9 protein-coding genes are annotated in these 10,281 nt (G+C 52.3%); 7 read left to right on the top strand and 2 right to left on the bottom strand.

Annotated features, from left to right (window positions below; genetic code table 11):
* Nucleotides 1-21: 21 nt before the first annotated feature.
* The 7 genes from kup to rbsR all read left to right on the top strand — a co-directional run bounded on the left by kup (nt 22) and on the right by rbsR (nt 7,967).
* Nucleotides 22-1,890, top strand: a complete 1,869-nt coding sequence (kup, locus tag OGV69_RS06765) for a low affinity potassium transporter Kup (protein WP_042311390.1) — start codon at nt 22-24, stop codon at nt 1,888-1,890.
* Nucleotides 1,891-2,082: 192 nt separating this feature from the next.
* The gene (rbsD, locus tag OGV69_RS06770) at nt 2,083-2,502 is read left to right on the top strand and encodes a D-ribose pyranase (RefSeq protein WP_038635798.1); all 420 of its coding nucleotides are present in this window, start codon (nt 2,083-2,085) and stop codon (nt 2,500-2,502) included.
* 7 nt (nt 2,503-2,509) lie between these two features.
* A complete protein-coding gene (gene rbsA / locus OGV69_RS06775) occupies nt 2,510-4,015 on the top strand; it encodes a ribose ABC transporter ATP-binding protein RbsA (RefSeq protein ID WP_016157825.1) in 1,506 nt (501 codons plus the stop codon).
* A 5-nt stretch (nt 4,016-4,020) separates the two neighbouring features.
* Nucleotides 4,021-4,986, top strand: coding sequence for a ribose ABC transporter permease (gene rbsC, locus OGV69_RS06780; RefSeq protein WP_003023762.1), 966 nt, complete (start codon nt 4,021-4,023; stop codon nt 4,984-4,986).
* Between the two features lie 24 nt (nt 4,987-5,010).
* Nucleotides 5,011-5,901, top strand: a complete 891-nt coding sequence (rbsB, locus tag OGV69_RS06785) for a ribose ABC transporter substrate-binding protein RbsB (protein ID WP_006687780.1) — start codon at nt 5,011-5,013, stop codon at nt 5,899-5,901.
* Between the two features lie 140 nt (nt 5,902-6,041).
* Nucleotides 6,042-6,971 (top strand): ribokinase, encoded by a 930-nt coding sequence (gene rbsK, locus OGV69_RS06790; protein ID WP_038635803.1) that lies wholly within the window; start codon nt 6,042-6,044, stop codon nt 6,969-6,971.
* A 3-nt stretch (nt 6,972-6,974) separates the two neighbouring features.
* Complete coding sequence (rbsR, locus tag OGV69_RS06795) at nt 6,975-7,967, top strand: ribose operon transcriptional repressor RbsR (RefSeq protein ID WP_087857265.1); 993 nt, start codon at nt 6,975-6,977, stop codon at nt 7,965-7,967.
* Here rbsR and mdtD read toward each other — a convergent pair.
* Entirely contained in the window at nt 7,933-9,360 is a 1,428-nt protein-coding gene (mdtD, locus tag OGV69_RS06800; protein ID WP_069323643.1) for a multidrug transporter subunit MdtD, read from the bottom strand. The genes rbsR and mdtD overlap by 35 nt on opposite strands.
* Nucleotide 9,361: 1 nt before the next feature.
* A complete protein-coding gene (locus OGV69_RS06805) occupies nt 9,362-10,066 on the bottom strand; it encodes a FadR/GntR family transcriptional regulator (protein ID WP_038635812.1) in 705 nt (234 codons plus the stop codon).
* Between the last annotated feature and the right edge of the window lie 215 nt (nt 10,067-10,281).

A 10,281-nucleotide genomic window follows, 5' to 3' on the forward strand; every position in this document is an offset into this window, starting at 1 on the left:
GTATAAACGAAAGACGAGTCTATGAGCACTGATAATAAACAATCATTGTCTGCGATTACCCTTGCGGCCATTGGGGTTGTCTACGGTGATATTGGTACCAGCCCACTTTATACGCTTCGTGAATGTTTGTCTGGCCAGTTTGGTTTTGGCGTTGAACGTGATGCTGTGTTTGGTTTTCTCTCGCTGATTTTCTGGCTGCTGATCTTTGTTGTCTCCATTAAATATCTGACGTTTGTCATGCGTGCGGATAACGCCGGGGAAGGTGGGATCCTGACGTTGATGTCATTGGCCGGGCGCAATACCTCGGCGCGAACAACCTCGATGCTGGTCATCATGGGGTTGATTGGCGGCAGCTTCTTCTATGGTGAAGTGGTGATTACGCCAGCCATTTCAGTGATGTCGGCGATTGAAGGTCTGGAGATTGTTGCACCGCAGCTGGATACCTGGATTGTTCCGCTCTCGATTATCGTGCTGACCCTGCTGTTTATGATTCAAAAACACGGTACCGGCATGGTTGGTAAACTGTTTGCGCCGATTATGCTGCTGTGGTTCCTGACGCTCGCGGTATTAGGCGTGCGCAGTATTATTGGTAACCCGGAGGTACTGCAGGCGCTAAATCCGTACTGGGCGGTGCATTTCTTCCTCGAATTCAAAACGTTGTCCTTTATTGCGCTGGGCGCTGTAGTGCTGTCGATTACCGGTGTTGAAGCGCTGTATGCGGATATGGGGCACTTCGGTAAGTTGCCGATTAGACTGGCATGGTTCTCGGTGGTATTGCCTTCGCTGGTGCTGAACTATTTTGGTCAGGGGGCGCTGCTGTTAAAGCATCCTGAAGCGATCAAAAACCCGTTTTTCCTGCTGGCGCCGGACTGGGCATTGATACCACTCCTGATCCTTGCCGCGCTGGCAACGGTTATCGCTTCGCAGGCGGTAATTTCCGGTGTCTTCTCGCTGACGCGTCAGGCCGTGCGTCTGGGGTATTTGTCGCCGATGCGGATCATTCATACTTCGGAAATGGAATCGGGTCAGATCTACATTCCTTTCGTTAACTGGATGCTCTATTTTGCGGTGGTTATCGTGATTGTGAGCTTTGAACACTCCAGTAATCTGGCCGCGGCGTACGGGATTGCGGTAACGGGGACAATGGTACTGACATCTATTCTGTCTACCACCGTGGCGCGCAAAAACTGGCACTGGAATAAATACTTCGTCTTCCTGATCCTGGTGGCGTTCTTGTGCGTCGATGTTCCGTTGTTCTCCGCGAACCTCGATAAACTGATTTCCGGCGGTTGGCTGCCTCTGACGCTGGGTCTGGTGATGTTCACCATCATGACTACGTGGAAAAGCGAGCGTTTCCGTCTGCTGCGTCGCATGCATGAGCACGGCAACTCTCTGGAGGCGATGATTGCCTCTCTGGAGAAATCCCCACCGGTACGCGTGCCGGGAACGGCGGTATATATGTCGCGTGCGCTGAACGTCATCCCGTTTGCGCTTCTGCATAACCTCAAGCATAACAAGGTGCTGCATGAACGCGTGATTCTGCTGACGCTGCGTACGGAAGATGCGCCATACGTGCACAACGTGCGTAGGGTGCAGATTGAGCAGTTATCGCCCACCTTCTGGCGCGTAGTGGCCAGCTACGGCTGGCGTGAAACGCCGAACGTTGAGGAAGTGTTCCATCGCTGCGGTCTGGAAGGCTTAAGCTGTCGGATGATGGAAACCTCCTTCTTTATGTCGCACGAGTCGCTGATTGTCGGCAAACGGCCATGGTATTTGCGTCTGCGCGGCAAGCTATATCTGCTGCTACAGCGCAATGCGCTGCGCGCGCCGGACCAGTTTGAAATCCCACCAAACCGGGTTATTGAGCTCGGTACTCAGGTAGAGATTTAAGGCAATCGACGCCCTCTTTCATCGCGAAAGGGGGCGTTTTGTTTTGTCCCTCCCAGTTTTCATTTCATCAAATGATAATCCTTGCGAAACGTTTCGATGGCGATCACATTTTCGTAACGTCGCGGTGGTTTTCTGTCCATTCTTCGCACTACACTTATCTTCAGCGAAACGTTTCGCTAGTGGGGAAAGAAAATGAAGAAAGGCACGGTACTCAACTCTGAAATTTCAACGGTGATCTCCCGTCTGGGACATACCGATACGCTGGTGGTGTGTGATGCCGGTTTACCCATCCCGAATAGCACAACGCGTATTGATATGGCATTAACCCAGGGCGTACCTTCTTTTATGCAGGTACTGGATGTGGTTACACGTGAAATGCAGGTCGAGGCGGCCATTCTCGCGACGGAAATTAAACAACATAATCCGCAACTCCACGAAACGTTGCTCAGCCACATTGAGCAACTGCAACAACACCAGGGAAACACCATAGAAATTCGTTACACCACGCATGAACAATTCAAAAAACAAACCGCAGACAGTCAGGCGGTAATTCGCAGCGGAGAGTGTTCTCCGTATGCGAATATCATTCTCTGTGCTGGCGTCACGTTCTGAGGCCATCATGAACGCATTACTGCAACTCAAAGGGATCGATAAAGCGTTCCCGGGCGTAAAAGCGCTATCCGGCGCTGCGCTGAATGTCTATCCAGGCCGCGTAATGGCGCTGGTGGGCGAAAACGGCGCGGGCAAATCCACCATGATGAAAGTGCTGACCGGGATCTACACCCGTGATGCTGGCTCTTTATTGTGGCTGGGGAAAGAGACCACCTTTAATGGCCCGAAATCCTCTCAGGAAGCCGGAATCGGTATCATCCACCAGGAATTGAACCTGATTCCGCAACTCACTATCGCTGAGAACATTTTTCTTGGCCGTGAGTTTGTGAATCGCTTTGGCAAAATTGACTGGAAGAAGATGTACGCCGAAGCCGATCTGCTGCTCGCCAAACTCAATCTGCGCTTTAAAAGCGACAGGCTGGTCGGTGAGTTGTCGATTGGCGATCAGCAAATGGTCGAAATTGCTAAAGTGCTGAGCTTTGAGTCGAAGGTCATCATTATGGATGAGCCGACGGATGCGCTCACCGATACCGAAACCGAATCCCTGTTCCGCGTTATCCGCGAGCTGAAATCGCAGGGGCGCGGCATTGTCTATATCTCCCACCGTATGAAAGAGATCTTCGAAATCTGTGATGACGTGACCGTCTTCCGTGACGGGCAATTCATTGCCGAGCGTGAAGTCGCAACGCTGACCGAAGACTCACTGATTGAAATGATGGTGGGACGTAAGCTGGAAGATCAGTACCCGCGTCTGGAAAAAGCGCCGGGCGATATTCGCCTGAAGGTCGATAATCTGTGCGGCCCAGGGGTAAACGATGTTTCGTTCACGCTGCGTAAAGGCGAGATCCTTGGCGTATCGGGGCTGATGGGCGCCGGACGTACCGAGCTGATGAAAGTGTTGTATGGCGCATTGCCGCGCACCAGCGGCTACGTCACGCTTGATGGGCATGAAGTTGTCACCCGTTCGCCACAGGATGGCCTTGCAAACGGCATCGTCTATATTTCTGAAGACCGTAAACGTGATGGCTTAGTGCTGGGCATGTCGGTGAAAGAGAACATGTCACTGACCGCGCTGCGCTATTTCAGCCGCGCAGGTGGAAGCCTGAAGCATAAAGATGAGCAGCAGGCGGTAGGTGATTTTATTCGTCTGTTCAATGTTAAAACGCCATCGATGGAACAGGCTATCGGCCTGCTCTCGGGCGGTAACCAGCAGAAAGTGGCCATTGCGCGCGGTCTGATGACCCGACCAAAAGTCCTGATCCTCGATGAACCAACACGCGGCGTCGACGTTGGGGCTAAGAAAGAAATTTATCAGCTTATCAACCAGTTTAAGGCCGATGGGCTGAGCATCATTCTGGTCTCCTCTGAGATGCCAGAAGTATTGGGCATGAGCGATCGTATTATCGTTATGCATGAAGGGCATCTCGGCGGTGAATTCACTCGCGAGCAGGCCACTCAGGAAGTATTAATGGCTGCCGCTGTGGGCAAGCTTAATCGCGTGAATCAGGAGTAAAAAAGATGACTACCCAGGCTGTTTCTGGTCGCCGTTATTTCACTAAAGCATGGCTTCTGGAGCAAAAGTCGCTCATCGCTCTGTTAGTGCTGATCGCGATTGTTTCCACCATGAGCCCCAACTTTTTTACCGTTAATAATCTGTTCAACATTCTCCAGCAAACGTCGGTAAACGCCATCATGGCCGTCGGCATGACGTTGGTCATCCTGACGTCGGGTATCGATCTGTCCGTCGGTTCCTTGCTGGCGCTTACCGGTGCGGTGGCAGCGTCCATTGTCGGTATTGAAGTCAATGCGCTGGTGGCCGTTGCCGCTGCTTTGGCGCTCGGCGCTGCCATTGGCGCAGTAACCGGGGTCATTGTCGCGAAAGGCCGCGTGCAGGCGTTTATCGCCACGTTGGTGATGATGCTGCTGCTGCGCGGTGTGACCATGGTGTACACCAACGGCAGTCCGGTAAATACCGGGTTTACTGACAATGCCGATCTGTTTGGTTGGTTTGGTATTGGTCGTCCGTTAGGCGTGCCTACGCCTGTGTGGATCATGGGGATTGTCTTCCTGGCGGCGTGGTACATGCTGCACCATACGCGTCTGGGGCGTTACATCTATGCGCTGGGCGGTAACGAAGCGGCGACGCGTCTGTCCGGTATCAGCGTGAGTAAAATCAAAATTATCGTTTACTCCCTGTGCGGTCTGCTGGCATCGCTGGCGGGCATCATTGAAGTGGCTCGTCTCTCCTCTGCGCAGCCGACGGCAGGTACTGGCTATGAGCTGGATGCTATCGCTGCGGTGGTGTTAGGCGGTACCAGCCTGGCGGGCGGTAAAGGACGTATTGTTGGGACGCTGATCGGCGCATTAATTCTCGGTTTCCTCAATAATGGTTTGAATTTGTTAGGTGTATCCTCCTATTACCAGATGATCGTCAAAGCGGTGGTGATTTTGCTGGCGGTACTGGTAGACAACAAAAAGCAGTAACAACGATTACAGGACATCTTAAATATGAACATGAAAAAACTGGCTACCCTGGTTTCTGCTGTTGCGCTGAGCGCCACCGTGAGCGCGAATGCGATGGCGAAAGATACCATTGCGCTGGTGGTCTCCACCCTCAATAACCCGTTCTTTGTGTCTCTGAAGGATGGCGCGCAAAAAGAGGCGGATAAGCTGGGCTATAACCTGGTGATTCTGGATTCACAGAACAACCCGGCGAAAGAGCTGGCTAACGTTCAGGACTTAACGGTTCGTGGAACTAAAATTCTGCTGATTAACCCGACTGACTCTGATGCCGTTGGTAACGCTGTTAAGATGGCTAACCAGGCGAAGATCCCGGTTATTACCCTGGATCGTCAGGCGACAAAAGGTGATGTGGTCAGCCACATTGCGTCTGATAACGTGCTGGGCGGTAAAATTGCGGGTGATTACATCGCGAAGAAAGCAGGTGAAGGCGCGAAAGTTATCGAACTGCAGGGGATTGCCGGTACTTCAGCGGCGCGTGAGCGTGGCGAAGGTTTCCAGCAAGCCGTTGCGGCACACAAATTTAACGTACTGGCCAGCCAGCCGGCAGACTTCGACCGCACTAAGGGTCTGAACGTCATGCAGAACCTGCTGACTGCACATCCTGACGTGCAGGCCGTATTTGCCCAGAACGATGAAATGGCGCTGGGTGCGCTGCGCGCACTGCAAACCGCGGGTAAATCTGATGTGATGGTGGTTGGATTTGACGGCACGCCAGATGGCGAAAAAGCAGTAAATGATGGCAAACTGGCTGCGACCATTGCTCAGTTGCCGGATCAGATCGGCGCGAAAGGCGTGGAAACTGCGGATAAGGTTCTGAAAGGCGAGAAGGTTCAGGCTAAATATCCGGTTGATCTGAAGCTGGTCATCAAGCAGTAACACCGATTCAGGTCGCTCGCGACCTGATGGAGACATAAATACGCCATCCCAGGGCCTGGTTCTGAAGATGAAAGCGTAAAAAGAAAAGCAGGGCACGCGCCACCCTAACCCGGTGGCGCACTTTACTGGACACTCCGAACATGAAAACCGCAGGCAACCTCGTTGTTCTTGGCAGCATCAATGCCGATCACATCCTCAACCTCAAATCTTTCCCAACGCCTGGTGAAACCGTAACCGGTAGCCATTATCAGGTCGCATTTGGCGGAAAAGGCGCTAATCAGGCTGTTGCTGCGGGTCGTAGTGGCGCGAACATCGCGTTTATTGCCTGTACGGGTGACGACGATATTGGCGAAAGTGTGCGTAAACAGTTGGCCAAAGATAATATCGATATTGCGCCGATCAGCGTCATTTCGGGGGAATCGACCGGCGTGGCACTGATTTTTGTGAATGGTGATGGCGAGAACGTTATTGGCATTCACGCCGGAGCGAACGCAGCCCTTTCTCCTGCACTGGTGGAAGCGCAGCGCGACCGGATTGCGCATGCCTCCGCCTTACTGATGCAGTTAGAGTCGCCGATCGAAAGCGTGCTGGCTGCGGCAAAAATTGCGCAGCAAAATAAGACCACGGTCGCCCTTAACCCGGCTCCGGCGCGTGAACTTTCTGACGAACTGCTGGCGCTGGTAGATATTATTACCCCGAATGAAACCGAGGCTGAGAAGCTGACGGGGATCCGTGTTGAAAACGATGAAGATGCGGCCAAAGCGGCGCAGGCATTACACGCGAAAGGGATCCATACTGTATTGATTACTTTAGGTAGTCGCGGAGTGTGGGCCAGCGTGAATGGTGAAGGTCACCGAGTGCCTGGTTTTAAAGTGGACGCCGTTGATACCATCGCTGCCGGGGATACCTTTAACGGCGCGTTAATTACAGCGTTACTGGAAGAGACACCGCTGCCTGAAGCGATCCGTTTTGCCCATGCAGCTGCGGCGATTGCGGTTACCCGTAAAGGTGCGCAGCCTTCCGTTCCATGGCGCGAAGAAATAGAAGCGTTTTTAAGTCAACAGAGGTAACGCTTGGCTACAATGAAGGACGTCGCCCGCCTGGCGGGTGTTTCTACGTCGACGGTTTCTCACGTCATTAATAAAGATCGCTTTGTCAGTGAGTCTGTCACTGACAAAGTTGAAGCGGCAATTAAAGAGCTTAACTATGCGCCCTCCGCACTGGCGCGCAGTCTCAAGCTAAACCAGACCCGCACCATTGGCATGTTAATCACTGCCAGTACCAATCCTTTTTATTCCGAGCTGGTTCGTGGCGTTGAACGTAGCTGTTTTGAACGCGGTTACAGCCTGGTGTTATGCAATACCGAAGGCGATGAACAGCGAATGAACCGCAATCTGGAAACGCTGATGCAAAAACGGGTGGATGGCTTGCTGCTGCTCTGCACCGAAACGCACCAGCCTTCCAGAGAGATAATGCAACGCTATCCTTCTATTCCTACCGTAATGATGGACTGGTCGCCCTTTGATGGCGAAAGCGATTTGATTCAGGATAACTCTCTGTTAGGCGGGGACTTAGCCACTCAGCATCTTATCGATAAAGGTTTTACGCGCATTGCCTGTATTACCGGGCCGCTGGATAAAACACCGGCGCGTTTACGTCTGGAAGGATATCGGGCGGCCATGAAGCGAGCGGGCTTGCCGGTCCCGGAAGGTTACGAGATCACCGGTGACTTTGAGTTCGGCGGTGGTTTTGAAGCTATGCAAACGTTGTTGTCACATAAACAGCGACCGCAGGCCGTTTTCACCGGGAACGACGCAATGGCCGTCGGAGCGTATCAGGCATTGTATCAGTCAGGATTGCGCATTCCGCAGGATATGGCGGTGGTGGGTTATGATGATATCGAACTGGCACGCTATATGACGCCGCCGCTGACGACCATCCATCAACCCAAAGATGAATTGGGCGAGCTGGCCATCGATGTGTTAATCCACCGGATGGCGCAGCCCGCATTGCAGCAACAACGCCTGCAACTTACTCCTGTTTTGATGGCGCGGGGGTCGGTTTAGGCTTGTGCCGATCTTTGATCAGGTTACGTCCGTCTTTGGCTTTTAGCAGCATAAACATCAGCGCAGAGACAATAGTGATCGCGCCCATGGTTATAAAGGTGTAATGGAACTGTTCAACCGTATTAGTACCTTCCATACCTTCATAGATACGCAGGACGGCTGCGCTGATAGCGACCCCTAAACTGATCGACAGTTGCTGCGTAACGGCCAGCACGCTGTTACCGCTGCTGGCGTTCTCATCGGTCAGGTCCGCCAGAGTGATGGTATTCATTGAGGTAAACTGGGTGGACATCGCCATACCTAAAATAAACAACGGTAGGATCAGCATCCAGACCGGCATAGCAGGGGATTGCAAAGCGAATTGCGCAATCAACAGGCCGATAAACACCGTAACACCCACCAGTGTCGTTCTGTAGCCGAGTCGGCGTAGCACCTGCGTCACCATTGATTTTGCCAGTATTGATCCCAGCGCCGTTGGCGCCATCATGCAACCCGCAATTAACGCCGGATATCCAAAGCCTACCTGTAGCATCAGCGGCATTAAGAACGGCACACATCCTGTACCCAGACGCGTGGCAAGGTTTCCAGCGATCCCAACGGAAAAGGTTCTGGTCTTAAATATGGGAAGCGATATCAGCGGCGTTGGGTGACGACGCGCGTGACGAATGTAGGCAAGCAGCAACAGAATACTGGTCACAATAATGCTGAGTGCGACCCAGGTAGCGACAAGCTTCTCACCAAACAGCTCAACACCACTGGAAAACAACACCAGGCTCAGGCCAAAGAGGAAGAAACCTGTCATATCAAAGCCGCGGCGCGGCGTGGTGAAGTTCGGCATATATTTGCGTGCATAGAAGATACCCGCCACGCCAATGGGAATGTTAATCAGGAAAATCCAGTGCCAACTGGCCCACGTGACCAGAACCCCGCCCAATACCGGACCTAAAATCGGGCCCACAAGCCCAGGCATGGTCACGAAGTTAAGCACAGGGAGTAATTCGCTGCGCGGGTAAGCTCGCAATAAAGCCAGACGGGCTACAGGCATCATCATCGCGCCGCCGATGCCCTGAATGACGCGGAAAACCACCAATTCACTTAAGGAACTGGATAGCGCACAAGCCAGTGAGCCCAGCGTAAACAGGCTTACGGCAATCATAAAGACGCGTCGGGTACCGAACCTGTCTGCCAGCCATCCACTCACCGGGATCAGCATGGCGACCGTCAGGGTATAACTGATAATAGCCGACTGCATGGCGAGTGGAGAGCGGTTAAGGCTGTGCGCTATTGCGGGTAAAGCGGTATTGAGGATAGTGGCGTCTAATGCCTGCATAAAAAAGGCCATGGCTGCTATCCACGGCAGCCCGGCCATACTGCGAGATTTCTTTTCTGACATATTATTTATCCGGTAGCACGTTCGGTGCTATCAGCAATGCCTGACAGGCGGTGAAGGCGCGATCGCCATCGCTATCCTCTATTGCATCGACAATAGCCTGGTGCAAATCCAGCTTCACCACATCGTTATAGGTAATAGAGGTAAAGTAGGTCTGGTAGACGGAATGGAACAGTGATGCAAAGGAGATAAGGAACGGATTCGCACTCATTTCATAGATGTGCTCATGCCAGGCGATATCAACTTCTATCCAACGCTCGCGCCGGAAATTTCTTTTCAGCTCGACCATCTCTTCCATCAGTGTATTGAGATGCGCTTTTTGTTCTGCCGTACCGATAGTCGCCGCCAGTAAACAGGCCTGAGGCTCCAGACTGATGCGCATCACCAGAAAATGTTTTATGACCTGAGGGAAATTATCTTCCGTCATCCACCAGGTAAGCAGCTCCTGGTCGAGGAAGTTCCAGTTTGCCTGAGGCATGACGCGAGTGCCAATACGCGGGCGCGGTAATACCATACCTTTTGCCGTTAACGTTTTTACCGCTTCTCTTACTGCGGTACGACTCACGCCAAACTGATCGCCCAGCTCTATTTCACCGGGCAGGATAGCTCCCGGCGCATATTCACCTTTTAAGATTCGCTGAGCTAACTTTTCGGCCAGAACGTAGGACAGATTCTTCTGTGCGGCTAGCTGTTGGGCATTTAAAGGCATGAATGTTATTCCTTACTCTTTCTCTTATTCATTAGTATGCCACCAGGTAGTGTGATTGCGGCTGCAAAAACGGCAAATTGCTTATTTTATGGCATGTTAATGGTTGTTTTGGTGAAAAAATGTGCATTCGGAAAGTTATTTTGAATTTCCCCTTGTCAGCCTGAAATAACTCCCTATAATGCGCCTCCACTGACACGGAACAACGGATTACACGC

Source organism: Citrobacter sp. Cc139, assembly GCF_030334645.1.
GTDB lineage: Bacteria > Pseudomonadota > Gammaproteobacteria > Enterobacterales > Enterobacteriaceae > Citrobacter > Citrobacter werkmanii.

Bases quoted from the DNA above. Each gene is read 5' to 3' on its own strand.
- kup (WP_042311390.1), top strand. From the start codon at position 22: ATGAGCACTGATAATAAACAATCATTGTCTGCGATTACCCTTGCGGCC.
- rbsD (WP_038635798.1), top strand. From the start codon at position 2,083: ATGAAGAAAGGCACGGTACTCAACTCTGAAATTTCAACGGTGATCTCC.
- rbsA (WP_016157825.1), top strand. From the start codon at position 2,510: ATGAACGCATTACTGCAACTCAAAGGGATCGATAAAGCGTTCCCGGGC.
- rbsC (WP_003023762.1), top strand. From the start codon at position 4,021: ATGACTACCCAGGCTGTTTCTGGTCGCCGTTATTTCACTAAAGCATGG.
- rbsB (WP_006687780.1), top strand. From the start codon at position 5,011: ATGAACATGAAAAAACTGGCTACCCTGGTTTCTGCTGTTGCGCTGAGC.
- rbsK (WP_038635803.1), top strand. From the start codon at position 6,042: ATGAAAACCGCAGGCAACCTCGTTGTTCTTGGCAGCATCAATGCCGAT.
- mdtD (WP_069323643.1), bottom strand. From the start codon at position 9,360: ATGTCAGAAAAGAAATCTCGCAGTATGGCCGGGCTGCCGTGGATAGCA.
- OGV69_RS06805 (WP_038635812.1), bottom strand. From the start codon at position 10,066: ATGCCTTTAAATGCCCAACAGCTAGCCGCACAGAAGAATCTGTCCTAC.